Genomic DNA, 25,140 nt, shown 5'->3' on the forward strand with positions numbered 1-25,140 from the left:
GTCGGACAGACCCTAACCTGTCGAATCACGTCCGGCACGCGCGACACCCGTCAAGCGTCCACAATGGCCCGCCCGGGCGAGCGGGTCGCCCGGGTACAGAGTGACCGCAACGGAGTCGAAATGGGCTGGATCTTGCCCGAAAATCAATTTTGTGATATGCTCGAAATCAAATCGGTATCATCAGGTTGTGACCAAGCCCGAGTTTCCCGGTAATGCCAGCCGGACCGCCTTCACCGCGGCCGCCGCGCGCGCGGCGCATTTGCTCGTCGACAGCGAACCCTACCTCTTCACCGACTCCTTCGCCGCCGCACTCCTCGGCGATCGGGCGGAGGAACTCTTGGCGTACCACCGGCTCCACGGTACCCACCCGGTCCTCGCGGGCGCCCGCGCCGAGGTGCTCTGCCGTAGCCGGTTCGCCGAAGAGCGGCTCTCCCATTCCGGTATAGACCAGTATCTGATTCTGGGTGCCGGCCTCGATTCGTTCGCGTATCGGGCCGCGCCCGGCCGTTTCCGGGTGTTCGAGGCCGACCACCCGGCGACGCAGGCGGTCAAGCGGGAACTGCTCGCCGCCGCCGGGGTCGCCGAACCGGCTTCGGTCACCTTCGTGCCGGTCGACTTCGCGGCGGATCCGCTCCGGGAACGGCTCGTCCAGAGTGGACTGGACCTGTTTCGCCCCGTGTTCGTGAGCTGGCTCGGTGTCACCGTGTACCTGACGCGAGAGGCGATTGCCGCCACATTGACGGATCTCGGCCGTTTCGCGCCGGGATCGGAAATCGTGGCGGATCACCTGCTTCCCGCGGAACTGCGCGACGCCGCCGGAAACGGTTACGCCGAAGCGGTCGGCCCGGTCGCGGCGGAAGGGGGCGAGCCGTGGCGCACGTTCCTCTCCCCCGCCGAGTTCGCCGATCTCCTGGCCGCGGCCGGTTTCGAAGTCCTCGAACAGGCCGGGCAGCGGGAGAGCGTCCCCGCGCGGCTGTGGGACCGCACCGACGCGCTGCGGCCCGTCGCCCTCTCCGCGCTGACGCACGCCCGCCGCACCGGCTGACCGCCTGGGTGTTCAGTCCGGCAGCATCGGCACTTCGAGGTCGTCCGGGCGGCCGAGCAGGACCGCGCGGGTGACCGCGGCCTTGCCGAACCGGTCCCGCACCGCGTCCAGCGCGCTGTCGAGCTCGGTCGCCCGCTGCCGTTCGAAGGGCAGGGAGAGCTGGAACGGGTCGTCGTCGGCCAGGTTGGACAGCGCGGCGCCGAGCAGCGTGATCCCCCGGTCGGCGATCAGCGGCAGCGCGGCGGCGAGCAGTTCCCGCGCCGCGGCGAGCAGCACGCCGGTGCCGGCCGTCGGGTCGGCCAGCGTGTGCGAGCGGGTGGCGCGTTCGAAATCGGCGAAGCGCAGGCGGATCGTCACCGTCCGGCAGACGCGGTGGGCCGCCCGCAGCCGGCGGGCGATCCGGTCGATCAGCGCCACCAGCACGACGTCGAGCTCGGCCGGGGTCCGCCTGCCGCGGCCGAGCGACCGCTGGGCGCCGATCGACCGGCGCCGCACCCCGACCTCGACGCGGCGCGGGTCGCGGTTGTGCGCGAGGGCGTGGAGGTGGCGTCCCGGACCACGGCCGAGCAGGCCGTCGAGGTCCACCTGCTCGGACGTCGCCAGCTGGCCGACCGTGGTGATCCCCCGCGCGTGCAGCTTCTCCGTGGTGACCTTGCCGACGCCCCAGAGCGCCGAGACCGGCAGCGGGTGCAGGAACTCCAGCTCGCCGTCGTGCGGCACGACGAGCAGGCCGTCCGGCTTGGCCACCCGGCTGGCGACCTTGGCGAGGAACTTGGTCCGCGCCACCCCGACGGTGATCGGCAGCCCCGCCCGCTCGGCGACGGCGGCGCGGAGCCGTTCGGCGATGTGGCTCGGCCGCCCGCCGATCCTGGCCAACCCCCCGACGTCGAGGAACGCTTCGTCGATCGAGATGCCCTCCACCCACGGAGTGGTGTCGTGGAAGACCTCGAACACCGCGCGGCTGGCGGCCAGGTACGCCGACATCCGCGGCGGCACGACGACCGCCTGCGGGCACAGCCTGCGGGCCTGCGCGCCGCCCATCGCGGTGCGCACGCCGTACGCCTTGGCCTCGTAACTCGCGGCGAGCACGACCCCGCCGCCGACGATGACCGGCCGTCCTTTCAGCGCCGGGTCGTCGCGCTGCTCGACCGACGCGTAGAACGAGTCGAGATCGGCGTGCAGGATGGGCCCCTCGTCGGTCATAGAACACATGTTCGCATAACGGAGCGCCGAAGTCCGCTCACCCGTCCGTCGCGAAGGGCGTGCCGCCGGTCGACACTGAGCGCTTTTCCGGTTGTCCGGCGTCCGTGGCCGCGCTCACACTCGGACCATCGAACGACCCGACCCTGGGGGCGACATGACCGAGAAGTGCCGGTGCGGAGACCACCACGCGTGGGCCGCGCCGAACCCCGAAGACCGGCCCGCGGCCGCGCGGCAGCCGCTGCTGGCTTCGACACTGGCGCGCGAGGACCGCGTGGAGGACGACGGCGGGCTCGACCCGACCGACCGCGTCACCTGCCGCACGCACCGCCGCTGGCTGCACGACTGCGTGTCGTCCCCGGTGCACACGAACCCGGCGATCGGCTACCGCTGGTGCCGCCGCTGCGACCACCAGGCGCTGGTCGCGGTCGACGAACTGGCCGGCGAGGTGACCATCCGCTGCGGGCTGTGCGGGCGCGTCCCGCGCAGCCGGGCCAACGAAGAGCTCGTCGAGCTGTGCCGGCGCAGCCTGTCCCTGGCCCGCGCGGGCCGGTTCCCGGAGGCCGCCGTCGCGTGACTGCCATGATGCGGGGGTGCCCGAACCCGGAACCACCGCACTGGTGATCCTGCTGCCCGCCGCCGAACCGATCCTCGACGCGGCCAGGCGGGTCGACCCCGCCCTGGTCCGCCCCGGCCTGCCCGCCCACGTGACGGCCCTCTACCCCTTCCTCCCGGCGGACGGCGCGGTCCTCGAAGCGACCCGCGAGCTGGCGGCGACGTTCTCACCGACCGACGTACCCCTCACGGACTTCGTGACAGCACCGGGTTTCGCGGCGATCCCGGCACCCGCGCTGCAGCCGATCACGGACGCGGCGTGCGAAAGGTGGCCGTCGGTCCAGCCGTACGGCGGCCGGTTCGGCCCCCGGCCGGACGCGCACGTGACGGTGGCGATGGGTGGGGACGCGGAGGTGCTCGAGCGGGTGGCGGCCGAGGTGCGGCCGCTGCTGCCGGTGCGGGATCGGGCGGTGGAGTTGCAGTTGGTCGCGTTGACGGACAGGGGCTGGGAGCCGCGGTTGACGGTGCCGTTCGGGGGCTGACCGGATCGGGGCGGTGGGCGTATCGGTTTGTACGCCGCCCGGCGGCCGGTGCGCCGATCGCCGCATTCAGCCCACCGCCGCTGGAACCGGGACCGGGCGGCGCACCCGTCTCGACCGTTCGGCGCGGCTCGGCGTTAGCGCGGGCTCCGCTCGGGCGTTGGGGTTCCCTCCAGCTTGCGGTAGGCGCGGGCGATCGCGCGGAGGCGGGCCACGTCCGCGGCGAACGGTTCGTCCGGGGCGGGCAGTGGCTGGGTCTCGCGGGGTTCGTCCGGCAAGTCACGGACCAGGCGCGCCGCCGCTGGGGGTGGGAGGTCCGGGGTGGCGCCGGCCAGGATCAGGCCGTCGTTGGTTTCGCTCATCGCCGTCAGCAGGCGCTCGCGGCGGGACGGGCCGCCCGGGTCGATGCGGGCGATCTCCGGGTAGCGCCGGGTCAGGTGGGCACGCAGGGGGCGGAGCAGGCGCAGCGTCCGGGCGTCGCGGCGGGCCGCCGCCAGGCCCGGGACCGCCGGGATCGTCAGGCCCAGCACGATCAGCAGCACCGACACCGCCGGGAAACCGACGTCCAGGGTGCACGGCAGCGTCGAGAACGGCCCGCGGCACAACGCCTTCGCCGGGTGGTCGGCCTGCAGCGCGGTGATCGTCGCGACGACCTTCCCCGCGAGGTACGCGAGCGCGAACGCCGACGCCAGCAGCAGCAACGCCAGTCCGGCGCGCAGGGCGCCGCCGCTCGCCCGGATCGTCACCGCCGCCACGATCCCGATGTCGATGACCGCGAGGCCCAGGTACACGGTGTAGGTGAAGACGTAGACGACCAGCGTCGGGTGGGTGCGGTACAGCTCGTCGAACAGGCCGATCCCGACCGGCAGGTCCGGGGTGCTGAAGAACATCACGGTCAGCAGCGTCAGCGCGACGCCGAGCGCGACCAGCCGGGTGCGGCGGCCGCGGTCCCGGGTGCCGCTGATTTCCGCGACCGTCAAGCCGATTCCGTACGCGGCGACCATCGTCGCCAGGTTCGACAGCAGGCGGCCGAGGCTCGGGTAGATCGTGCTCTCGAACTGCTGTGCCCGGTTGGACAGGAAGCAGAACGCGGCGCCCAGCGCGATGAGCGAGACGGCCAGGCCGGCGCCCGCGCCGGTGCGCCGCGCGCGGACGGCGCGCCAGATTCCGACGGCGAGCGCGAAGACCCCGACCCCGAGGAACAGAATGTCGATCACGGGAGGCGACTATCCCAGGAGTGCCGCCAGCCGCCTAGCCTGGTCGGCCGCCCGGCCGGACGCGCCCGGCTGAATGGCGGGTGGCCCGCTGGTCGCCGCGCTCATCAGCAGGACGGCGATCAGCTCCGCCTCGTACTCCTCGGTGCCGCTCGTGACGCGGGTGAGCAGGTGCGACAACGCCGCCGGCGCGAGGTCCGGCGCGAGCTCGGCGGCTTCGGACTCGGCCATCAGGCAGGTGCCGGTGTGCGCGCACAGCATGTGGGCGAGCTCGTGGGCGATGATGTGGTCCTGGTGCAGCGCCGACGTGTGCTCGGTGTAGGCGATCAGGTCGTAGTCGGGGCGCGGCTGCCAGGCCCCGGACGGCTGCCCGGGCCGGTAGGCGATCGGGACGAGGTCGATCTCGCGCCCCCGCCACGCCTCGAGCCGGTCCACCCAGCCGTTCATCGACCACGGCCGCGGCAGCGGGACGGCGGCGAGCACCGTCCGGACGCGGTCCCGCGCCCGGTCACGGAGGTCCGGCAGACCGTGCTCGTCGATGGGTCCTCCCCGCTCACCGGGCGCCAGCCGGCTGCACCGGGGCGCGATCACGGACGAAGTCATCCTAGCCGACCGCGGTGGTTCACTCGGGCTTCCGGCGCCGGCCTTCGCGGCGGCGCGTGTCGTCGTAGCTGCCGAGCTGGTCGAGCAGCGCCGTCACGGTTTCGCGGTCACGCGGCGAGAGCCGCATCGCGCGCTGGGCCAGGTTCCGCGCCTCGGTGTCCCGCCACGCCACGACGTCCTCGACCTGCTGATCGATCTGGCCGGCGACCTCGTCGTCGAAGAAGTAGGTGACGGGCACCCCGAAGAACTGCGCGAGCGCCTGGATGTGCGAGCGCTTGGGGTCCTTGCGCGCGCCGACGGCCAGCTGCTGCACGTGCGTCGCGGACATCGAGACGCCGGTCTGGTCGGCGACGCCGGTCGCGATCTCCCGGTAGGAGTACGGCTTGCGGTCCGGCGGGTGCACGGTCGCGATCAAGTGCGCCAGCCGTTCGGCGAAACTGCGCCCTTCGCTCACCACACACCACCCTCAGCCGTGAAACGTGACACCGGCCAGCTTAGCTGTCCCGAAAACTTGACACAGCCCGTCCCGGAAAGACTACGATACCTCCGTTCGGTGTTTCGGAAACACGACACAGAACCCTGGGTGGCGCTGCGGCCGCGGGGTGACTCACGTGGCCGCTGGGGGTGGCCACGCGCCTAACTCCGCGTCCGCCGCGCGATCCTTGCCGTGGGAGTGGCCGCCGCGTTTTCGGGCACGCCGAGGAAAGTCGCCGCATCGGGCGCGCGGGCACGGCCGGACCGCCCCGGACCCCCTGATCCCCGCCTGACGCGGCGGGTGACCCCTCGACGAGAGGAGCCACCCGCACAACGTTACGACCGGTAGACGCCGAACTCGTACAGCGAATAGCCGTAAGCGGTGCCGCGCTGGGTGGCGTTCACCCGGACGTACCGCGCGGTGGCCGAGACCGCGATGTCGTCGGCGCCGCCGTCCCCGGACGTCGTCCCGTACACGCTGCGCCAGTTCGCCGCGTCGTCGCTGACCTGGATTTCGTAGGCCTTGCCGAACGCCGACTCCCACACCAGCTGGACGTGGTCGAACGCCTGGCGGCTGCCCAGATCGACCTGCAGCCACTGCGGATCCGCCCACGCGCTCGCCCAGCGGGTCGCGGTGTTCCCGTCGGTCGCGGCCTGCGGCGGGTACGGCGCGCCCGGGCCGTCGGCCTGGTACGTCGAAGCAGTCGTCGCGGCGCCGCGAGCCAGGTTCGTCCCCGGTACCGGCGGCGCGACCACGCGCAGCGAGCGCGTCTCGATGCCGACGTTGCCGTGGCCGTCCCGGGCGTAGAGGTAGATCTTCCAGACGCCGAGCTGCTGGGGTGCGGTGACGGTGAACGTCCCGTTCCCGGTGAACTGCGCGGGGATCAGCCCGGCCGCGTCGTTGATGTACTTGCTGTTGTACCCCATGGTGTACGCGATCGGGTCACCGTCCGGATCGGACACCGCCGCGGTCAGGGTGAACGTGGCGCCCGCCGGGACGTCGGTGCTGCGGCTGAGGTTCATCGACGAGATCACCGGCGGCGTGTTGCCCCCGGTCTGTCCACTGTAGAGCCTGCGGACGGCGTACCAGGACAGCCGCTTCTCGTTGCCGGTGGTGATGTTGAACCAGACGCCGCCGAAGTCGCCCTCGGTGCCGTAGTGGAAGAGCGTCGCGCCGAGCGCCACGCCCGGGTGCGCCAGCACGCAGTTCCAGGCGTTGACGTAACCGTCGCGCTTCTGCTGGTCCGTCGGCTCGGTGGGGACGCCGTTGACGTCGTTCGGCACCTCCCACTCGCCGGCCGGCCCGGTCTCGGTGATGATGTACGGCTTGGTGTAGCCACCGGCGAGCCAGTCCTGCTTGACCTGGCAGACCTGGGCGTAGGAGTTGACGGAGTACAGGTCGAGGCTCGGCGCGTACGCCTTGTAGTACGGCCAGGCCCCGGTCCACGCGTCGGTCGAGGTGACCGGGTGGTTCGCGTCGATCGCGTGGATGGCCTGCGCCGCCTGGTCGACGAACCGGGTGTAGGCGATCCGGTTCTGCTCCAGCTGCGTGCCGGAGTAGCAGTTCTGCATGCCGAGGATCGACTCGTTGCCGACGTTCCACATCAGGACGCCCGCGTGGTTTTTGTATGCAGTAACCCATTTCTGGATTTCGGCGAGCATGGTGTTCTTGTAGTTCGTATCCGTCGTGTAGTCGACGCACCCGCCACTGCCCGGGCCGCCGCCCGGTTGCAGCCAGAAGCCGCTGACCACCTTGATGCCGTTGGCCGCGGCGGCGTCGAGCAGCGGCTGCGTGGTGCCGTCGGTCCCCCACGTGCGGACGGTGTTGACGCCGATCGCGTGCAGCTCCGGCATCCGCGCGGCGGCTTCGCTCACCGGCGGGCCCCAGGTCAGGCCCTTCACGGTCCACGGGATACCGTCGACTGTCAGCTGCCAGTTGCCCTGCGCGCCGGTCACCCGCGTGACGCCGGGCCTGTTCTGCGCCCCCGGGGTGCCGCTGACCTGGAACTCCCACAGCGAATAGCCGTAGCCGCCGACGCGGTGCGTGCCGTAGAGGCGGACGTACCGGCCGTGCCCGCTGACCGCGAGATTTTGTATCCCACCGACCGCGGTCGTCGTACTGTATACAGTCTGCCAATTCGCGGCATTGTCCGAAACCTGGATTTCGTATGCAGTCGCGTAGGCCGACTCCCAGTTCAGGGTCACCTGGCTGATGTCGGCGGACGCGCCGAGGTCGACCTGCAGCCACTGCGGGTCGCTCCAGGCGCTCGCCCACCGCGTGCCGGGGTCGCCGTCGACGGCCGCCGACGCCGGGGTGCCCGCGCCTTCGGAGCTCGACGCGGTAACCGGTCTGCCTTGGGAAAGCACGGTGGCGGCGTGCGCCGGGGAGGGTCCGGCGAGCAACCCCAGCACCAGCAGGGCCACCAGCGCCGGGACGGCACGGAGGAGCGACGGTCGGTCCACGATGACTCCCGTACGACAAGGGGACGGAGATTGGAGAGCGCTCTCCGGCGCGATCGATGGTTCGGCACCGCGGCCCGCGTTGTCAAGGATCTCGTCTCGAACCGGACAATGGCTGCCCGCGGCGTGATCCGGGTACTCCTTGACACGGCGGCACTCGGGTGCGCATGCTCTTGGAGAGCGCTCTCCCATCCTTGGCACCTCACCGTGGAGGACCCTTGGCAACGAAAGCCGCGCTCCTCGCCTGCACCGCCGCCACCGTGCTGGCAGGCGCCTTCCTGACCGCGGCCACCTGGTCGCCCGCCGGAGCCGACGACCTGGTGACCCACCACGAATTCCAGGTCAACTGCTCCCCCAGCCACCACCAGCCGGACGACCCGATCGTCTTCCCGGGCCTGCCCGGGGCTTCGCACGACCACACGTTCATCGGCAACAAGACGACGAACGCCGCCACGACGCTGCAGTCGCTGCAGGCCGCCGGCGTCGGGAACACGACGTGCCTGGCCCCGGACGACCTGTCCGCGTACTGGTTCCCGACCGTCTACAACGGCAACGACGTGGTGCTGCCGAACTTCGCGCAGGTCGTCTACTACAAGTCGGGCATCCTCGACTACACGAAGGTGGTGCCGTTCCCGCCCGGGCTGCGGTACGTGGCCGGCAGCGTCACCGCGACGCAAGACGAGTTCCAGCACGCCCCCGGCGCGATCGAGGGCTGGGAGTGCGGGGAAAGCTTCCACAACTGGGACATCCCCGTGCAGTGCGTGGCCGGCAGCCAGCTCAACATCCGTTACCAGGCACCGAGCTGCTGGGACGGCGTCCACCTGGATTCGGCCGATCACAAGGGGCACATGGCCTACCCGGACCGGACGACGCTGACCTGCCCGGCCGACCACCCGGTCGCGGTGCCGATGCTCGAGTTCAAGATGGCGTTCCCGGTCAGCGGGAACATGTCCGGGGTGCACCTGGCCAGCGGACGCGGGTACTCGTGGCACTACGACTTCTTCAACGCGTGGGACCCGCAGACCCTGGCCGCGCTGGTGACCCACTGCATCAACGGCGGCCTGCAGTGCGACCCGCGCGGGTACGACCTCTACAAACCCGACCGCGGCACCGTGCTCGGGCCGAACTACCGGTTGCCCGGCCGCCCGTGAGAGGGCCGGCACTGGGGGCGGCGGTGGTGGCGCTGATCCTGGGCGGGTGCGCCACCACCGGCCCCGCCCCCGGGCCGGCCGCCGGACCGGGCACCGCCGCCTTCAACCCGACGGACGTCGCCTGGCTGCAGCTCGTGGTGCCGATGACGGCGAACGCCCTCGTCGCGGCGCGAATGGCCCCGGACCGCGCCTCGAGTACCGCGGTGCGGGCGGCGGCCAGTGCGGTGGTGGCGCCGTCGGAGCGCCTGCTGAAGCGCTTGGAGTCGGCCCGCGACCGGGCCGGGCTCCCGGCGTCCGACCTCCACAGTGGACATCGGATGCCGGGCATGGTCACACCGGCCGACCTGACGGCGTTGCGCACCGACGGCGGCGCCGAGTTCGACCGCAGGCTGATCGCGCTGCTGCGGGCGCACGCGGCGCAGGTCGTGGTGCTCGCACGAGGTGAGCAGACGTCCGGGGCGGATCCGGAGACCCGGGCCCTCGCCGGGGAGCTGAGCGCCGAAGGAGCCCGCGAAACCGCGCTCCTGCCCACCGTGGCCTGAAGGGGACTTTCCTCGCATCAGATGCCAGGAAAGTCCCCTTCAGCGCGTCACATGCCAGGGCGCCGGAGGCTCAGTACGTCACGGTGAGCGGGGCCCGGCCCGGGCGGGCCGGGGCTTTCACCGTCAACGTCTTCGTGGCCGCGTCCCAGGTCCACGCCGACGACGGGGCCCACCCGCCGCCGACCTTGACCCGGCTCGGGGCCGCGGCCACGCCGACGAACTTCACCGTCCACTCGCGATCGGACACGCGGTACCGGCCCTCTGGCGGCGCCACCGTCACCGTGCGGGACCCGCCCCGCTCGGCGTAGGTGATCTTCGTCGTCGAGCTCTTCGCCGACGAAGTCCCGTTGTCCTCGTACAGCGAGAAGGACCCGGATCCGCCCGGCGCGACCGTCACCGTCACCTTGTCCAGCGGGCTCTGGACGTCGTTGGCCACGTCCGCGGTCCGGGTCGCGGTGATGCCGCCGCCGCGCAGGAACACCGGCATCGTGCCGAGGTCCGACGTGACCTGCTGCGTCGTGCCGCCCGCGTAGGTCTTGCCGCTGAAGTAGTCCGTCCACTGCCCCGGCGGGAACCAGACCGACGTCGTCGCCGAGGTCCCCGGCGACGTCACCGGCGCCACCAGCAGGTCCGGCCCGTAGAAGTACTCGCTCGAAGCCGCCGTGTACGCGGCCGGCTCGTCCGGGTACTCCAGGTACGTCGGCCGCACCACGGGAACGCCCGTCGTGGCGGCCTGCTGGGCCAGCGTGTAGGTGAGCGGCACGAGGTTCTCGCGCAGGTTCAGGAACTTCGTCGCCGAAGCCTTGGCCGCGTCGCCGTACTGCCACGGGAGCCGGTCGCTGTGGTTGCTGTGCAGGCGGTCGATCGGCTGGAACGTGCCGAGCTGCACCCAGCGCGCGTACAGGTCGTCGGGCAGCTTGGCCGTCTGGTGCTGCTGCCCGCCCGAGGTGTAGGTCTCGCTGCCGCGCAGGCCCGTCGTGTCGTTGTGCCCGCCGATGTCGTGGCTGATCGCCGACATCCCCGTCGCGGCCGACTCGGCCGGGGTGATCCCGACCTCCATCCGCAGCGTGCCCCACGTCGACGACGTGTCACCGGTGAAGTGCAGCGTGCTGCGCTTGTCGGCCCACGGTCCCGTCGACAGCCCGGTCGGGCCGCCATAACCGCCGGCCTGCAGCGAGCCGTAGGCCCGCGAGGTGACGAAGCCGCGGCCGGTCGCCGGGGCGGCCAGGTCGGCGTACTGCTGGTTGATCCACGCGTCCGGGGTGACGCCGGGCAGGCTCGACTTCGAGGCGTCGCAGCACCAGTCCAGCCACCAGAAGTCGTTGCCCTGCTGCATCATGCCGGCGTGCAGGTCGAGGTAGGCCTTCAGCTGGTCCGGGTCGCCCCAGTCGAAGACGTAGCAGTCGGTGCCGCAGCCGGACTTCGCGAGCTTGCCCTTCGCCGTCGCCTGCGCGCGGGCGAACTGCGGGTCCGAGCCCATGATGCTCGGGTGGGTGTTCAGCGTGTTGTGCAGGCCCTGAGCCTTCGACCACGCGAAGAACCCGGCCGGATCGGGGAACTTGTTCGTGTCGATCTGCCAGCCGTTCCAGGTGTCCGGTGCCTTGAAATCGGTGTCGGTGACCAGCACGTCGAGCGGCACGCCTTCGCTGCGGAAGCGCGGCAGGATCGTGTCGCGGTAGTCGGCCGCGGTGCGGTCGATGTACTCCGAATACCAGACGCCGTACGCCCAGCGCGGCAGGAGCGCGGGCGGCCCGGTCAGCGTCGCGAGGTCGCGCAGCCCGGCCTTGTAGTCGTGCCCGAAGGCGAAGACGTAGCCGTCCTGGTACGGGCTCCCGCCGTGCGACGGCCGCTGGGTCACCTTGCGGGCCGCGGTGTCGTACAGCGCCGACGGGCTGTCGTCGAGCAGGTACCAGCCGTCCTGGTGCAGGAGTCCTTCGGTGAGCGACGGGGTGCCGTTGTCGCCGTTCACGCCGTCGAGGCCGCGCCGGTAGCCGCCGAGCGCGAGGTGCGGCTGCGGGGCCGCCGCGCCGGTCGCCGCGACCGCGACGGTGTCGATGTTGACGTGGCAGCTGGTGTCGTCGGGGCAGCCGAGCACGACGTCGTTCGCGCCCGCCTTCAGGTCGACCGGGACCGACGCGGTCTTCCACGCGTCCCAGTTGTCGGTCACCGGCAGGCTCAGCGTGCGCGTGACGCCGTTCGTGGCGACCGACGCGGTCCGCGTCTCGTGGCGCCCGTCGCCGCCGGTGCCGTTGGCGTACCGGACGTGCAGCTGGTACGTGCCGGCGGTGGCGACATCGGTGATCCGCTGCGTCAGCGACGATCCCCGGTTCAGCTCGGCGACGAAGCCGCGCCCGGCGTAGCCCGGGTGGTCGGTCGCGACGACGGCCGAGCCGGTCCGCAGCCCGGCCTCCGCCTCGCAGCTCACGCCGGCCGGGCAGCCGGTGAAGGCGCGGGCCGACGCCGGCGGGAAGGCCGCACCGGCGGAGAGCACCGCGAGGGCGTCGACGTTGACGTTGCCGGAGTCGACCGCGGTCCGCTGCAGGCGGAGGCTGTGGTGCCCGGCGCCGAGGGTCAGCGGGACGGACGCGACCGCCCAGGTGTCCCAGTCGGCCGTCACCGGCAGGCTGAGCTGCTGCGGCGCGCCGCCGTCGACCGAAACGCTCAGGGTGCGCGTGACGTGCTGGCCGTCGCCGCCCTGCCCGTTGGCGTAGCGGGCGGCCACGGAGTAGGTCTCGGCGGCCGTGGCGTCGACGTCCGCGGTCGCCGAGGTGCCGGCGCTTTCGAAGCCGGCGAGGAAGCCTTCGCCGGTGTACCCGCGGTGGTCGGTGGCGACGCCGAGCCCGTCGGCGGTCAGGTCTTCGGCCTCGCACAGCGCGCCGGTCCGGCAGGTCAGGTGGCGCCAGGGCGCGGCGAGCACCGGCGTCGCGCCGGCGGTCGTGCGCACTTCGAGGTTGCCGCCGTCGAACGGGCCCGAGTCCAGCCGGTAGGTCAGGGTCGTCGCGCTGGTCCGGATCGTGAGCACGCCACCGGAGACCGTCGAGGTGTACGGCGTCGGCGTGAACCCGGTGCGCCCGACGGCGTTGAAGGTGGCGGCGTCGGTGAACCGGCCGTCGCCGGCGTACTCGGTCCGGATGACCGTCGGGGACAGCACCTGGAAGCGCGCGTTCCCGGCGGTGACGGTCTGGCCCCGCGGGGCAGCTGTGGCGGGGGTCGCGACGGTCACGGTAGCCGCGGCGACGGCGACCACGCACGTCAGCCTGAGGGCTCTCGCTGTTCTCGTCCGCACGGCGGAACTCCGTTCCGGTCAGGGGACCACGGTTTTACAACGTTGGAAAAGCCGGTCCGATCTGAGCACAGCGCGGGGTGCGATGTCCAGACCAGTACGCGGAACTGTCCGGACAGATCATGAGGTGAACGCAGCGCTCACCCGGAGTCGCGGACCACCAGTTCCGGGTCGAAGATCACCGACTCCGCGCGCAGGTCCGGGTCGGCCATCCGGTCCAGGACCATCCGGGCCATCGCCGCGCCCATCGCCTCGACCGGCTGGCGGATCGTGGTGAGCCGGGGGCGGCAGCTCAGCGCGACGCGGCTGTCGTCGAAACCGACCACCGCGACGTCGTCCGGGACGCGACGGCCGGCTTCGCGCAGCACCGTCAGCGCGCCGTACGCCATCAGGTCGTTCGCCACGAAAAGCCCGTCCAGCGCGGGTTCCTCGGCCAGCAGGCGGTCCATGGCCCGTTCGCCGCCGTGCTCGGTGAAGTCGCCCTCGGCCACCGCCACGTACGCGTGGCCGTGGCGGGCCATCGCGTCGCGGAAGCCGGCCAGCCGGTCCTGGCCCGCCGGGGTGCCCGCCGGGCCCGCGATCGTGGCCACGCGCCGGCAGCCGCGCGAAACGAGCCGCTCGGCCGCGAGCCGGGCGCCGTCCTGGTGGGCGACGTCGACGTAGCACACCGGCGCCGGCCGGGTGGGCCGCGCGAACAGCGCCGTCGGCACGCCCGCGCCGGTCAGCATCTGCGGCAACGGGTCTTCCGCCGGGTGCAGCGAAATCAGCAGGACGCCGCTCACCTGCTCTTGCCGGAGTTTGGGGACCAGCTTCGCGCGCTCCTCGTCGCTGTCGACCAGCATCAGCAGCGGGTGCAGCCCGTGCGGCCGCAGGTGGGAGACGACGCCCTCGACGACGCGGCCGAAGAAGGGGTCGCCGAACACGCCGCCGGTGAACGCTTCGACGTGCCGCTCCGGCTCGGACACCACCAGCGCGATCCCGCCGGTGCGCCGGGTGACCAGCGAGCGCGCCGCCCGGTTCGGGACGTAGCCGGTGTCGGCGATCGCGCGCTCGACCGTCTCGCGCAGCTTGGGGTCGACGTTGCGGACGCTGTTCACCACGCGGGACACCGTGGCCCGGGAGACGCCGGCGACCCGCGCGACGTCCTCCAAGGTGGGCGGCTGCGTCGTCACCCGTCCTTTGTAGCACGCTGTGAGAGCGCTCTCCCAGTGCCGCGCCGATGACAAATGTCATGACGGCCCGGTGCGGGACGGCACTGCCCCGCGGGCGGCCTACGCCGGAGCATTTCCGGCATGACCGCCACGACCCGTTCCGCCGGTTTCCGGCCCGTGCTGCTGCTCACCGGCGCCTACGCCGCGCTCTCCGTGCTCACGCTCGCCGTGATCGTCCTGTTCCGGCACCACCCGGCGCTGGTGACCGACGCCGTCTGGGTGCGCGCCACCCTCGTCGTCGCCAGTTCGCTGCTGACGTTCGCCTTCGCCCGCAGCGCCGCGCGCGGCTCGCGGAAGGGGCTGCTGCGGCTGCGGATCGTCTCGGCGGTGATGCTCGTGGCGATCGTCGTCATCGTCGCGCTGCCCGGGCTGTTCCCGCTGTGGCTACGGGTCGAACAGGGCGTCTGCGGCCTGCTGCTCCTCGCCGTCACCGTGCTGATCACGCGACGGCGTTCGCGGTAGCGTCCCGGTGGTGGACGGGACGAGCGACGTGCAGCGCTGGGTGCGCGGCTGGCGGCTGCGGCTGCTCGACGCGGGCATGCTCGTCTACCCGGCGGTGACGCTGGCGGGCGTGCTGCAGCACTCGGCGGGCACCACGGCGGTCGTGGGCTGCGGGATCGTGGCCGCCTTCGCCGCCGGGTACCTCCTCGCCGCGGCCGCGGCGGCCCGCCGGGCGACACGGCCGTTCTGGGTGCTCACGAGTGCGTGCGCCGTGCTGTTCGCCGCCGCGCTCCCCTTCGCCCACGCCGACGCGTTCTTCCTCGCCGCCGTCGTCCTTTCCCTCGCGGTGCCCCGGCTCCCCCGGCGCGTCGCGGTCGTCCTGGTCGCGGCCTCCGCGCTCGCGGCCGTCGTCGTGCCGTGGCCGGGCGGGCCGGGCTGGACGCAGGCGGTCGCGCTCGTGTTCACCGTGCTCGTGGTGGGCGCGTTCGCCGAAGCGATCCGCGCCAACACCGCGCTGGTCGCGGCCCGCGCCGAGGTCGCGCGGCTGGCGTCCGAGGCCGAACGCGCCCGGATCGCCCGCGACCTGCACGACCTGCTCGGGCACTCCCTCACCGCGATCACCGTGAAGAGCACCCTGGCGCGGCGGCTCGTCGACGCCGACGGCGCCCGCGCGGGTGAGGAGATGACCGCCGTGGAAACCCTGGCCCGCCAGGCCTTGACCGAGGTCCGCGCGGCGGTGTCGGGCTACCGCGAAGTCTCGCTCGCCGGCGAACTCGCCCGCGGCCGCGAGCTGCTGCGTGCCTGCGGGGTCACCGCCGACCTGCCGACGGCCACCGACGTCGTGGTGCCCGCGCACCAGGAACTGTTCGGCTGGGTGGTGCGGGAGGGGCTCACGAACGTGGCCCGGCACGCGCGCGCGAGCCGGTGCGCGGTGACGCTCTCGGCGTCCACTGTGGAGGTTCTCGACGACGGCGTGGGTGGCCCGGCCGCGGGCGGTTCCGGGCTCGCCGGGCTCCGCGAGCGCGTCACGGCGGCCGGCGGGGTGCTCGACGCGGGGGCGGCGGACCCGCGCGGCTGGCGGTTGCGGGTGACGGTGTGATCCGGCTGCTGCTGGCCGACGACCAGGAACTGGTCCGCCAGGCGCTGTGCGCACTGCTCGCCCTCGAGGACGACTTCGAGGTGGTCGCGTCGGTCGGCCGCGGCGATGAAGTGGTCGCCGCGGCCCGTGCGCACCGCCCCGACGTCGCGTTGCTCGACATCGAGATGCCGGGCCTCGACGGGCTCGCCGCGGCGGCGGTGCTCGCCACGCAGGTGCCGGACTGCCGGGTCGTCATGCTCACGACGTTCGGCCGCGCCGGCTACCTGCGCCGCGCGATGGAGGCGGGCGCCGCCGGGTTCGTCGTCAAGGACGCGCCCGCCGAGGTGCTCGCCGGCGCGATCCGCCGCGTCCGGGCCGGCGAGCGGGTGGTGGACCCGGCCCTGGCCGTCGCCACGCTGGCGGCCGGCGAGTCCCCGCTGACCGCCCGCGAACGCGACGTCCTGATCACCGCGCGGACCGGCGCGACGATCGCCGAGATCGCGTCTCGGCTCTACCTGTCGGAAGGCACGGTCCGCAACTACGTCTCCGCGGCGATCACCAAGACCGGTGCCCGCAACCGCGTCGAAGCGGTCCGCATCGCCGACGACCGGGGCTGGCTCTAGGCGTTTTCGTCGAACGGGATGCCGGCCGGCTTGGCCTTGGCGAGGTTGCCGGTGAACTGGCCGTCCTTGATGCCGAAGGTCGCGCTCCCGAAGTCGGCCTGGGTGAGCTTGTCCCGCAGGCCGGCCGGGTAGCCGTCCCAGCCGACGGGGGCCGGGTACTGCCAGGTGCCCTTGTGGTTCTCGGGCGGGTCGTCGTTGCCGTTGGCCGCGCGGAAGCAGTGCGTCGAGCCGCCGTCCTTGTGGTAGACGACCTTCGCGTGCGTGCCTTCGAACCGGAGGCTCGCACGGTCGTGGACGGCGAAGCCGCCGTGCTGCGACGTGGCGACGTACTCGACCTGGTTGTCCTTGACCCAGACGACGACGTGCTCCCAGTCGTGCCGGTGCCCGGCGCTGCCCGGGCCGAGGGAAGCCTGGTCCTTCTCGAAGTAGAGGGTGAACATGACGGCGCACCAGCCGTTGTTGCACTTTTGGCGCGAGTAGGAGTTGGTGTTGTCGAGGTCCCAGGAGTCGCGGCAGTGGCCGTTGGTGTCCCCGCCCAGGGACAGGCCGGGCGCGATCGTGCCGTCGGGGCCGATCGCCGGGGTCGGGTAGCAGCCGTCCTTGTCGTAGTCGAAGGCCGGCTGGAACGTCTTTTCGAAGTCGGACGCGGACGCCGGGAGCGCGCCGGGCGGGTCGGCGTACGCGGTCGCGGGGAACAGCGCGGAGAGGGCCAGCGCGCCGGCGGCAGCGGCGGCCAGTGCGCGGGAACGGTACGCCATCGCGGACTCCTCGGTCGGTGATTTTCCCACCAGGCTCGCGGCCGTTTTCCGGATCCGCAACCGTGCCGCGGCGAGTGTGCCCGGCTGCCGCCTTCCGTGGGGCACGAACGCGCAAACCTGGTTCCGCGGCCGGCGCGCGGCTAGGTTGGGAGGATGCCCGAACCGATCCTGATCTCCATCGCCGCCGCACTGGCGGCGAAGGGTGCGACCGGCCTGTACGACCTGGTGAAACGCAAGTTCGCCAAGAACCCCGCGGCGATCGCGGAACTGGAGGCGGCCGCGTCGGCACCGTCCGGCACCCAGCCCATCCGGGCACTGGCCGAGCGGCTGCAGTCAGCGGGGGCGGAGGACCGGGAGTTCGCGGAGGCGCTGCGAACGGAGTGGGAGAAGCTCCCGGAGAGCCGGGTGACGTACGGCGGCGTGCACAATTCGGTGACCGGGAACGTCACGGGGAAGGTCATCCAGGCCGGCGACGTGCACGGCAACATCACCCTCTGAGGCGCGCCTTCCGTGGAGCAGGAGCCGGCGACCGACGCACCTCAGCCCCGCAACCGCGCCTCTGCGGCGTCCCAGTCCCCGGTGCCGGACGGCTCGTAGCGCCGGATCTCCTGCGTCTCCCGCACCAGCACCCGCATCGACGCCAAGTCAGGGAGGTCCTCCCCCAGTGCCCGGGCCTGCACCAGCACGTTCCCCAATGCCGCCGCCTCCACCGGGCCGGCCAGGACCGGGACGCCGCACGCGTCCGCCGTCGACTGGCAGAGCAGCTCGTTGCGCGCTCCGCCGCCGACCAGGTGGACCACGTCGACGCGGCGGCCGGTCAACCGCGCGGCCTCGCGGATCGTGCGGCGGTGCGCCAAGGCCAGACTGTCCACAATGCACCGGACCATCGCGGGCCGGTCCGCGGGAACAGGCTGGCCGGTGGCCGTGCACGCTGCCGCGATACGGGCGGGCATGTCGCCCGGGGGCAGGAACTCCGGGGCGTCGATGTCCACCACCGCCGCCAAGGCCGGGGACGCAGTCGCGGCTGAGAGGAGCGGGGGAAGGTCCGAAATGGACCACGTGCGCAGCGTCTCCGACAGCACCCACAGGCCCATCACGTTGCGCAGGAAGCGGATCATGCCGTCGACGCCGCCCTCGTTGGTGAAGTTCGCCGCCAGTGCCGCGTCGCTCAGCTCTGGCGCAGGCAGCTCCAGGCCCGCCAAGGACCACGTGCCCGAGGAGATGTAGGCGAAGTTCGTACCCGGGGACGCCGGGACCGCCACCACCGCCGACGCCGTGTCGTGGGAGCCCACCGCGATCACCGGGAGTCCGGAAAGCGAGGCGGCCGTGCCCACCACCGTGCCCGGGTCGCGCAGCGGGGGCAGCAAGCCGGGCGGGATGCCGACCCGTGAAGCCAGGGAAACCGCCCACTCCCGCTCGCGGACGTCGTACAGCTCGGTCGTCGACGCGTTGGTGCGCTCGGCGCCGATCGAGCCCGTCAGCCAGTAGTTCAGCAGGTCCGGGATCAGCAGCATGGCCGACGCCGACGCGAGCCGGTCGCCTTCGGACACCAGCTGGTACAGCGTGTTGAACGGGAGCTGCTGCAGGCCCGTCACGTCGTACAGCTCGCGCGCGGACACCGTCGCCGCCACCTTTGCCGCGATGCCGTCGGTGCGCGAGTCGCGGTAGCAGACGGGGTTGCCGAGCAGGGCGCCGCGGTCGTCCAGAAGCCCGTAGTCGACGGCCCACGAGTCGATGCCGACGCCGTCCACCGCGCCGGCGTCGCGGATCCCGGCCAGGGTCTCGCGGTAGAGCCCCAGCACGTCCCAATACCACGCCGGCCCGGCGCGGACGCCGCCGTTCGGGAAGCGGCGCACCTCCTCGAGGGCCAACGTCGAAGGACCGGCGGTGCCGGCCATCACGCGCCCGCTGGACGCGCCGAGGTCGACGGCCGCGACGCGTTTCAAGGGCGCACCACGGTCAGCTCCAGGCCGAGCAGGTCCGCGACGGCCGTCAGCTCGGCGACGCGGTGGCCGGTCCCGAGGGCCCAGTGGTGCGCGATGCCGCTGGCCGACCAGGCGTCGGTCCACTCGCCCGGGTCGCAGCCGAAGTCGACGCGGGACGTCGTGTTGCCGATGCGCAGCAGCGGTCCCGGAACCACCGTGCCTTCGGACGCGATGAGCGAGAACGTCCCGTCGCGCCGCTGGCCGAGGCCGCACAGCGTGACCGGGCCGGGCTTGACGTCGAACTCCACCGACACGCCCCAGCCGCGCTTGCCGTGGTAGACGCCGAGGCCGCGCAGCAGCGGCTTGCGGGCGCTGATCCCGAGGTGCGCCGGGCCGTCGTGACCCATCTCGACGACGCCGTCGCGGAAGTTCAGCGCCTGCAGCTCGGTGAACGAACCGCCGGCGCCGAGCCGGTCCATGACCAGCATCGCCAGTGACGTGCGCAGCTCGTACTCACCGACCGCGGGGATGCCGCGCGCGGTGAGCAGGGACGCGCCGAGGATGAAGCCGGCCCCGACGCGTTCGTGCGCCTCGCCGTCGAGGCCGCGGTGGTAGTACGCCAGCGAGTCGAGGCCGAAGTCGGCGACGAGCTGGTCGAGCGCCACCGAAACCCGGGCACCCCACGCGAAGTCTTCGTCCACGACGGACTCGTCCACAGTGAACACTTCGCGGGCCAGCTCGACGCGCGAAGCCGTCTCGAAGTCGGACACCTTCTCGACCCGCACCCGCAGGTCGTCCACCTCCAGGATCTCGACGTGCCCGCCGAACTGGGCCGAGACCAGGGTCGGGTCCGTCGAGACGTCCATCATGCCCGGGTAGAGGTGCCCGAGCAGGCCGTGGCGGCCGTGCCGCAGCGCCGCCCGCACCCCGGCCGCCTTGATCCACCGTTCGATCCGGGTCCAGGCCCGCGGGTCTTCCAGGTACCCGGACACCGAACGGAATTCGACGCCGAGGCGGCGGAACGCGTTGGCCATCTCCGGCAGCGGGCACGCGCCGCAGTAGGCCAGCCAGGCGCCGGTGTCGAAGGATTCGTGGTCCATCGACTCGGTCGGCTGCAGGTTGAGCATCAGCACCGGCGCGCCCGAGCGTTGCGCGACCGGGGCCAGCATGCTGGACGTCAGGTACGTGGTGAGGAAGCCGATGATCAGGTCGCACCCGGCGACGCGCAGCTTCTCCGCCGCCGCCGCGCCTTCGGCCGCGTCCGAGACGAACCCGGCGTCGACGACCTCGCAGTCCAGTTCGGACAGTCGCGAAGCGACCCGGCGCGCCGAAGCTTCCAGCTGGGGCAGCAGCGAAGGGAACTGCGGCCAGTACGCCCCGAGCCCGCCGGAGACGAGGCCGACGCGGGTGCGGCGCGGGGTGATGCGGTCGAGTGTCATCGGATCTCCTAGCGGAGGAACGCGGCGGCCACCCCGGCGTCCACCGGCACGTGCAGCCCGGTGGTGTGGGTGAGGTCGCCGCCGGTCAGGGCGAACACCGCGGCCGCGACGTGCTCGGGCAGCACCTCGCGCTTGAGGATCGTGCGCTGGGCGTAGAACTCGCCGAGCTTCTCCTCCGGGACGCCGTAGACGGCGGCGCGCTGGGCGCCCCAGCCCCCGGCGAAGATGCCCGAGCCCTGGACGACGCCGTCGGGGTTGACGCCGTTGACGCGGATCCCGTGCCCGCCGAGCTCGGCGGCCAAGAGCCGGACCTGGTGCGCCTGGTCGGCCTTCGCGGCACCGTAGGCGACGTTGTTCGGGCCCGCGAACACCGCGTTCTTCGACGAGATGTACACGATGTCGCCGCCGATGCCCTGGTCGATCATCACCTTCGCGGCCGCCTTCGCGACCAGGAAGGACCCCTTCGCCATTACGTCGTGCTGGAGGTCCCAGTCGCGTTCGGTGGTCTCCAGCAACGGCTTCGAGATGGACAGCCCGGCGTTGTTGACCACCAGGTCGAGGCCGCCGAAAGCGAGCACGGTGGCGTCGATCGCGGCCTGGACCGCGGCCGCGTCGGTGACGTCGGCGGTGACCGCGAGACCACCGATCTCCGCGGCGACCCCGGCGGCGGCGTCCCCGTTGAGGTCCGCGATCGCCACGCAGGCGCCCTCGGCCGCGAGCCGGACGGCGATGGCCTTGCCGATCCCCGACCCGGCGCCGGTCACCAGGGCGATCCGCCCGGCGAGCGGCTTGGGCTTCGGCATCCGCTGGAGCTTCGCCTCTTCCAGTGCCCAGTACTCGATCCGGAACTTCTCCCTCTCCGGGATCGGCGCGTACGACGAGACGGCTTCGGCGCCGCGCATCACGTTGATCGCGTTGACGTAGAACTCCCCCGCCACGCGCGCGGTCTGCTCGTCGCGGCCGAAGGAGAACATCCCGACGCCGGGGACCAGCACGATCGCCGGGTCCGCGCCGCGCATCGCGGGCGAATCGGCGACCGCGTGCCGCTCGTAGTAGGCGCGGTAGGAGTCGCGGTACTCGGAGTGCAGTTCCTTCAGCCGCGCGACGACGTCCTCGAGCGGCGCGGTCGCGGGCAGGTCCACCACCAGCGGCCGGACCTTGGTGCGCAGGAAGTGGTCCGGGCACGACGTCCCGAGGGCGGCCAAGGCAGCGAGCTTCTCCCGGGCCAGGAACTCCAGCACGACGTCGCTGTCGGTGTAGTGACCGAGGACGCGCTGGTCGGTGGAGGCCAGGCCGCGGATCACCGGCGCCAGGGCCGCCGCCCGCGCGTGCCGCTCAGCCAGAGTCAACGATTCGAACCCGGGCACGACCGGCCCGAACGGCTCCGGGGCACCGCGCGAGGCGAGGAACTCCTCGGCCGTGCGGATGATCTCGAGTGAGTTGCGCTGACACTCTTCCGAGGTCGCGCCCCACGCCGTGATGCCGTGCCCGCCGAGGATCACACCGATGGCTTGCGGGTTCGCCGCCTTGACCGCGGCGATGTCCAGGCCCAGCTGGAAGCCCGGCCGGCGCCAGTCCACCCAGGCGACGCGGTCGCCGAAGCACTCCTTCGTCAGCGCCGGGCCGTCGGCCGCCGTGGCCAGCGCGATGCCCGAGTCGGGGTGCAGGTGGTCGACGTGCGCGGCCTCGACGAGACCGTGCATGGCCGTGTCGATCGACGGCGCCGCGCCGCCCCGGCCGTGCAGGCAGTAGTCGAACGCGGTGACCATCTCGTCCTCGCGCTCGACGCCGGGGTAGACGTCCACCAGTGACCGCAGCCGGTCCAGCCGCAGCACCGCGAGCCCCGCCTCGGTCAGCGTGCCGAGGTCGCCGCCGGAGCCCTTGACCCACAGCAGTTCCGTGGGCGTGCCGGTGACCGGGTCGACCGCGGTGCCCTTGGCGGAGGTGTTGCCGCCGGCGTAGTTGGTGTTCCGGGGGTCCGCGCCGAGCGCGTTGCTGCGCGCGACGAGTTCTTCCGGGACGGTCATGCTCATGCTCCCCACCCGGCCTGCGTGCCACCGGCGCGCTCGGCCACGATCTTCTCCTGGTAGCCGCTGCGGGCATACGCCGCGACCGGGTCCGGGTCGAGCCCGGCGTCCGCCCGCAGTTCGCCCAGCAGCGGCCGGACGTCGGTGTTGTAGGCGTCCATCAGCACGGCGTTGGCCTCGAGGACGTTGCCCGCCTGCTGGGCGGCGCGCAGCGCGGTGCGGTCGACCAGCAGCGCCTTGGCCGTCGCCTCCTGGACGTTCATCACCGACCGGATGATCGCCGGGATCTTGGCCTCGATGTTGTGGCACTGGTCGAGCATGAACGCGATCCCGTACGAGGGATCGAGGGCTTCGCCGCGGACGATCTCGTACATGATCCGGAACAGCTGGAACGGGTCCGCCGCACCCACCATCAGGTCGTCGTCGGCGTAGAAGCGGGAGTTGAAGTCGAACGCGCCCAGTTTCCCGGCCCGCAGCAGGAACGCCACGATGAACTCGATGTTCGTGCCCGGGGCGTGGTGACCGGTGTCGATGCACACCGTCGCCTTCTCCCCCAGCTCGACGCAGTGCGCGTACGACGTACCCCAGTCCGGGACGTCGGTGGCGTAGAACGCGGGCTCGAACAGCTTGTACTCCAGCAGCATCCGCTGGTCCGGCCCGAGCCGGTCGTAGGTCTCCTTGAGCGCCGCCGCCAGCCGGTCCTGGCGGTCGCGGATGTCGTCCTGGCCGGGGTAGTTGATGCCGTCGGAGAACCACAGCTTCAGGTCCCGCGACCCGGTCGCGTCCATGATCGAGATGGCTTCCAGCAGGTGATCGGTCGCCTTGCGGCGGATTCCGGCGTCCGGGTTGGTCACCGAGCCGAGCTTGTAGTCCTCGTCCTGGAAGACGTTGGTGTTGATGGCGCCGATTTCGATGCCCTGGTCCCGCGCGTACGCGGTCAGGGCACCGAAGTCGTCGACGCGGTCCCACGGGATGTGCAGCGCCACGCTCGGCGCGACCCCGGTGAACCGGTGCACGGTGGCCGCGTCGGCGATCTTCTCCTCCGCGGTGCGCGGGACACCCGGTTGCGGGAACACCTTGAACCGCGTCCCGGAGTTCGCGTACGCCCACGACGGCGTCTCGATGCGCTGGGCCCGCAAAGCCGCTTTGACCGCAGCCGAATCACCCATGGCGATCACTGTCCTTCCCGGACGTCGAGGTGGAAGACCTCGTCGAGCAGCTGGAACCCTTCATCCGGCGGGCGGGAGTCCAGACCGGTGAAGAACTCCGCCATTTCCGCCTGCCAGCGGGCGTTGACGTCGGTCTCCGCCATGGCGGCCCGCGCGGCTTCGAGGTCGTCCGCCTCGACGTACCCGATCAGCAGGCCGTCGTCGCGGAGGAACAGCGAATAGTTGCGCCAGCCGGCGTCGTGCAGGGCCTGCCGCATCTCGGGCCAGACCGACCGGTGCCGCTCGGCGTACGCGGCTGTCCGGTCGGGCTTGACCTGGAGGCAGAAGCAGTACCGGGGCATCAGAAGTTGAACTTGTCGATGTTGTTCGCGTCGAACGTCGTCGGCGGGCCGAGCACGATCTCGCCGCTCGCGCCGATCGTGTACTCGCCGAGCTTGCCCGCCTTGAACTTCTCGCCTTCCTTGCCGGTGATCTGACCCGACTTGAGGGCCACGCCGGCGTACGCGGCGAGGTACCCGATGTCGGCCGGGTTCCAGAGCGCGAACTGCTTCACCGTGCCGTCCTTGACGAACGCGCGCATCTGGTTCGGCGTACCCAGGCCGGTCACCGCGACCTTGCCCTTGTAGCTCGACGAGCTCACGTAGCGCGCGGCGGCGGCGATGCCCACGGTGGTCGGCGAAACGATCACTTTGAGGTTCGGGAACGATTGCAGCAGGCCCTGGGCCTCCTGGAACGACTTCTGGTCGTCGTCGTTGCCGTAGGCGACCTTGTCCAGCTTGATGTTCGCGTACTCCGGCTTGGCCAGTTCCTTCTTGAGCACGTCGATCCAGGCGTTCTGGTTCGTGGCGTTCGGCGTCGCGGACAGGACGGCGATCTCCCCCGACCCGCCGGAGAGGTCCTTGGCCTGCTTGGCCAGCGCCTCGCCGATGCCCTGGGTGGTGGCCTGGTTGATGAAGACGTCGCGGCAGTCCTTCGCCGCGTCGGAGTCGAACGCGACGACCTTGATGCCGGCGGTGCGGGCCTGGTTGAGCGACGGGCAGACGGCGTTCGGGTCGTTCGCGGCGATGCCGATGACGTCCTGCTGCTGCTGGATCAGCGTGTTGATGTAGCTGACCTGCGACGACGCGCTCGCGTCGTTCGGCCCGACCAGCTTGTACTCGCCCTTCAGCTCGCCCAGCGCCTCCTTGCCGCCGCTGACCTCGATGTCGCTGTAGGGGTTGTTGAGCTGCTTGGGCAGGAACGCCATCTTGACGCCTTCCTGCGCCGCGGCGTTGGGGTTCGCCGCGGCGGTGGACTGACTCGCGCCGGCCGCGGCGTTGTCGTTCTTGGTCGTGCCGCCGCAGGCGGCCAGGACCAGCACCAGCCCGGCCGACACTGCGCCGGTGAGGAACCGTCGGGACATC

The 25,140-nt window shown here is 72.0% G+C and carries 23 protein-coding genes; 9 read left to right on the forward strand and 14 right to left on the reverse strand.

Annotation, left to right across the window (positions count from 1 at the left end; genetic code table 11):
- Positions 1–187 precede the first annotated feature (187 nt).
- On the forward strand, positions 188–1,045 hold the full coding sequence (locus SD460_RS25745; RefSeq protein ID WP_290053200.1) for a class I SAM-dependent methyltransferase: 858 nt from the start codon (positions 188–190) through the stop codon (positions 1,043–1,045).
- A 12-nt stretch (positions 1,046–1,057) separates the two neighbouring features.
- Here the strand turns inward: SD460_RS25745 and dinB are convergent, their stop codons facing one another.
- A complete protein-coding gene (gene dinB / locus SD460_RS25750) occupies positions 1,058–2,248 on the reverse strand; it encodes a DNA polymerase IV (protein ID WP_290053198.1) in 1,191 nt (396 codons plus the stop codon).
- Positions 2,249–2,402: 154 nt separating this feature from the next.
- Between dinB and SD460_RS25755 the strand changes: the two genes are divergently transcribed.
- Both SD460_RS25755 and SD460_RS25760 read left to right on the forward strand, forming a co-directional pair.
- Positions 2,403–2,822 (forward strand): hypothetical protein, encoded by a 420-nt coding sequence (locus SD460_RS25755; protein WP_290053195.1) that lies wholly within the window; start codon positions 2,403–2,405, stop codon positions 2,820–2,822.
- A gap of 16 nt (positions 2,823–2,838) precedes the next feature.
- Entirely contained in the window at positions 2,839–3,342 is a 504-nt protein-coding gene (locus SD460_RS25760) for a 2'-5' RNA ligase family protein (protein ID WP_290053193.1), read from the forward strand.
- 134 nt (positions 3,343–3,476) lie between these two features.
- Here SD460_RS25760 and SD460_RS25765 read toward each other — a convergent pair whose 3' ends face one another.
- The 4 genes from SD460_RS25765 to SD460_RS25780 form a co-directional block, all read right to left on the reverse strand.
- Positions 3,477–4,556 carry a hypothetical protein gene (locus SD460_RS25765; RefSeq protein ID WP_290053191.1) on the reverse strand — a complete coding sequence of 360 codons (1,080 nt, stop codon included), beginning with the start codon at positions 4,554–4,556 and terminating at the stop codon, positions 3,477–3,479.
- A 9-nt stretch (positions 4,557–4,565) separates the two neighbouring features.
- Positions 4,566–5,156: a hypothetical protein gene (locus SD460_RS25770; RefSeq protein WP_290053189.1), complete on the reverse strand. Its 591-nt coding sequence runs from the start codon at positions 5,154–5,156 to the stop codon at positions 4,566–4,568.
- A gap of 19 nt (positions 5,157–5,175) precedes the next feature.
- Positions 5,176–5,610, reverse strand: a complete 435-nt coding sequence (locus tag SD460_RS25775) for an XRE family transcriptional regulator (RefSeq protein ID WP_290053188.1) — start codon at positions 5,608–5,610, stop codon at positions 5,176–5,178.
- Between the two features lie 356 nt (positions 5,611–5,966).
- Positions 5,967–8,093, reverse strand: coding sequence for a discoidin domain-containing protein (locus SD460_RS25780; RefSeq protein WP_318306838.1), 2,127 nt, complete (start codon positions 8,091–8,093; stop codon positions 5,967–5,969).
- A 215-nt stretch (positions 8,094–8,308) separates the two neighbouring features.
- Between SD460_RS25780 and SD460_RS25785 the strand changes: the two genes are divergently transcribed.
- Positions 8,309–9,241 carry a DUF1996 domain-containing protein gene (locus tag SD460_RS25785; RefSeq protein ID WP_290053182.1) on the forward strand — a complete coding sequence of 311 codons (933 nt, stop codon included), beginning with the start codon at positions 8,309–8,311 and terminating at the stop codon, positions 9,239–9,241.
- 23 nt (positions 9,242–9,264) lie between these two features.
- The gene (locus SD460_RS25790) at positions 9,265–9,783 is read left to right on the forward strand and encodes a DUF305 domain-containing protein (protein WP_318306839.1); all 519 of its coding nucleotides are present in this window, start codon (positions 9,265–9,267) and stop codon (positions 9,781–9,783) included.
- A gap of 70 nt (positions 9,784–9,853) precedes the next feature.
- On the opposite strand, the gene SD460_RS25795 is transcribed toward SD460_RS25790, so the two are convergent.
- Both SD460_RS25795 and SD460_RS25800 read right to left on the reverse strand, forming a co-directional pair.
- Positions 9,854–13,030, reverse strand: a complete 3,177-nt coding sequence (locus SD460_RS25795; RefSeq protein ID WP_438860846.1) for a TIM-barrel domain-containing protein — start codon at positions 13,028–13,030, stop codon at positions 9,854–9,856.
- A gap of 176 nt (positions 13,031–13,206) precedes the next feature.
- The gene (locus tag SD460_RS25800) at positions 13,207–14,238 is read right to left on the reverse strand and encodes a LacI family DNA-binding transcriptional regulator (protein ID WP_290053176.1); all 1,032 of its coding nucleotides are present in this window, start codon (positions 14,236–14,238) and stop codon (positions 13,207–13,209) included.
- Positions 14,239–14,358: 120 nt separating this feature from the next.
- Between SD460_RS25800 and SD460_RS25805 the strand changes: the two genes are divergently transcribed.
- From SD460_RS25805 to SD460_RS25815, 3 genes are read left to right on the forward strand one after another with little or no spacing between them, the layout of a single operon-like run.
- Positions 14,359–14,739: a hypothetical protein gene (locus SD460_RS25805; RefSeq protein WP_318306841.1), complete on the forward strand. Its 381-nt coding sequence runs from the start codon at positions 14,359–14,361 to the stop codon at positions 14,737–14,739.
- Positions 14,740–14,749: 10 nt separating this feature from the next.
- Positions 14,750–15,817, forward strand: a complete 1,068-nt coding sequence (locus SD460_RS25810) for a sensor histidine kinase (RefSeq protein ID WP_318306842.1) — start codon at positions 14,750–14,752, stop codon at positions 15,815–15,817.
- On the forward strand, positions 15,814–16,419 hold the full coding sequence (locus SD460_RS25815) for a response regulator (protein ID WP_318306843.1): 606 nt from the start codon (positions 15,814–15,816) through the stop codon (positions 16,417–16,419). The genes SD460_RS25810 and SD460_RS25815 overlap by 4 nt, the downstream gene beginning before the upstream one ends.
- On the opposite strand, the gene SD460_RS25820 is transcribed toward SD460_RS25815, so the two are convergent.
- Entirely contained in the window at positions 16,416–17,177 is a 762-nt protein-coding gene (locus SD460_RS25820) for an NPP1 family protein (RefSeq protein WP_290059280.1), read from the reverse strand. The two genes, SD460_RS25815 and SD460_RS25820, sit on opposite strands and share 4 nt — an antisense overlap.
- Positions 17,178–17,330: 153 nt before the next feature.
- Here SD460_RS25820 and SD460_RS25825 point away from each other — a divergent pair, with 153 nt between their 5' ends.
- A complete protein-coding gene (locus SD460_RS25825; RefSeq protein ID WP_290059281.1) occupies positions 17,331–17,675 on the forward strand; it encodes a hypothetical protein in 345 nt (114 codons plus the stop codon).
- Positions 17,676–17,716: 41 nt separating this feature from the next.
- Here the strand turns inward: SD460_RS25825 and SD460_RS25830 are convergent, their stop codons facing one another.
- From SD460_RS25830 to rhaS, 6 genes are read right to left on the reverse strand one after another with little or no spacing between them, the layout of a single operon-like run.
- Positions 17,717–19,075, reverse strand: coding sequence for a rhamnulokinase (locus tag SD460_RS25830; protein ID WP_290059294.1), 1,359 nt, complete (start codon positions 19,073–19,075; stop codon positions 17,717–17,719).
- A gap of 44 nt (positions 19,076–19,119) precedes the next feature.
- Complete coding sequence (locus SD460_RS25835; protein ID WP_290059282.1) at positions 19,120–20,541, reverse strand: L-fucose/L-arabinose isomerase family protein; 1,422 nt, start codon at positions 20,539–20,541, stop codon at positions 19,120–19,122.
- Positions 20,542–20,549: 8 nt separating this feature from the next.
- The gene (locus SD460_RS25840) at positions 20,550–22,568 is read right to left on the reverse strand and encodes a bifunctional aldolase/short-chain dehydrogenase (RefSeq protein WP_290059283.1); all 2,019 of its coding nucleotides are present in this window, start codon (positions 22,566–22,568) and stop codon (positions 20,550–20,552) included.
- A 2-nt stretch (positions 22,569–22,570) separates the two neighbouring features.
- Positions 22,571–23,737 carry an L-rhamnose isomerase gene (gene rhaI / locus SD460_RS25845; protein WP_290059284.1) on the reverse strand — a complete coding sequence of 389 codons (1,167 nt, stop codon included), beginning with the start codon at positions 23,735–23,737 and terminating at the stop codon, positions 22,571–22,573.
- 5 nt (positions 23,738–23,742) lie between these two features.
- Entirely contained in the window at positions 23,743–24,078 is a 336-nt protein-coding gene (locus tag SD460_RS25850; RefSeq protein ID WP_290059285.1) for an L-rhamnose mutarotase, read from the reverse strand.
- Positions 24,078–25,139, reverse strand: a complete 1,062-nt coding sequence (rhaS, locus tag SD460_RS25855) for a rhamnose ABC transporter substrate-binding protein (RefSeq protein ID WP_290059286.1) — start codon at positions 25,137–25,139, stop codon at positions 24,078–24,080. Before rhaS ends, SD460_RS25850 begins: the two co-directional genes overlap by 1 nt.
- Position 25,140 lies beyond the last annotated feature (1 nt).

The organism is Amycolatopsis solani (genome assembly GCF_033441515.1).
GTDB lineage: Bacteria > Actinomycetota > Actinomycetes > Mycobacteriales > Pseudonocardiaceae > Amycolatopsis > Amycolatopsis solani.

Coding starts and splice junctions, on each gene's coding strand:
- dinB (WP_290053198.1), bottom strand. CDS start 2,248: ATGACCGACGAGGGGCCCATCCTGCACGCCGATCTCGACTCGTTCTAC.
- SD460_RS25755 (WP_290053195.1), top strand. CDS start 2,403: ATGACCGAGAAGTGCCGGTGCGGAGACCACCACGCGTGGGCCGCGCCG.
- SD460_RS25770 (WP_290053189.1), bottom strand. CDS start 5,156: ATGACTTCGTCCGTGATCGCGCCCCGGTGCAGCCGGCTGGCGCCCGGT.
- SD460_RS25805 (WP_318306841.1), top strand. CDS start 14,359: ATGACCGCCACGACCCGTTCCGCCGGTTTCCGGCCCGTGCTGCTGCTC.
- SD460_RS25820 (WP_290059280.1), bottom strand. CDS start 17,177: ATGGCGTACCGTTCCCGCGCACTGGCCGCCGCTGCCGCCGGCGCGCTG.
- SD460_RS25825 (WP_290059281.1), top strand. CDS start 17,331: ATGCCCGAACCGATCCTGATCTCCATCGCCGCCGCACTGGCGGCGAAG.
- SD460_RS25830 (WP_290059294.1), bottom strand. CDS start 19,075: ATGGCCGGCACCGCCGGTCCTTCGACGTTGGCCCTCGAGGAGGTGCGC.
- SD460_RS25835 (WP_290059282.1), bottom strand. CDS start 20,541: ATGACACTCGACCGCATCACCCCGCGCCGCACCCGCGTCGGCCTCGTC.
- SD460_RS25840 (WP_290059283.1), bottom strand. CDS start 22,568: ATGACCGTCCCGGAAGAACTCGTCGCGCGCAGCAACGCGCTCGGCGCG.
- rhaI (WP_290059284.1), bottom strand. CDS start 23,737: ATGGGTGATTCGGCTGCGGTCAAAGCGGCTTTGCGGGCCCAGCGCATC.
- SD460_RS25850 (WP_290059285.1), bottom strand. CDS start 24,078: ATGCCCCGGTACTGCTTCTGCCTCCAGGTCAAGCCCGACCGGACAGCC.
- rhaS (WP_290059286.1), bottom strand. CDS start 25,139: ATGTCCCGACGGTTCCTCACCGGCGCAGTGTCGGCCGGGCTGGTGCTG.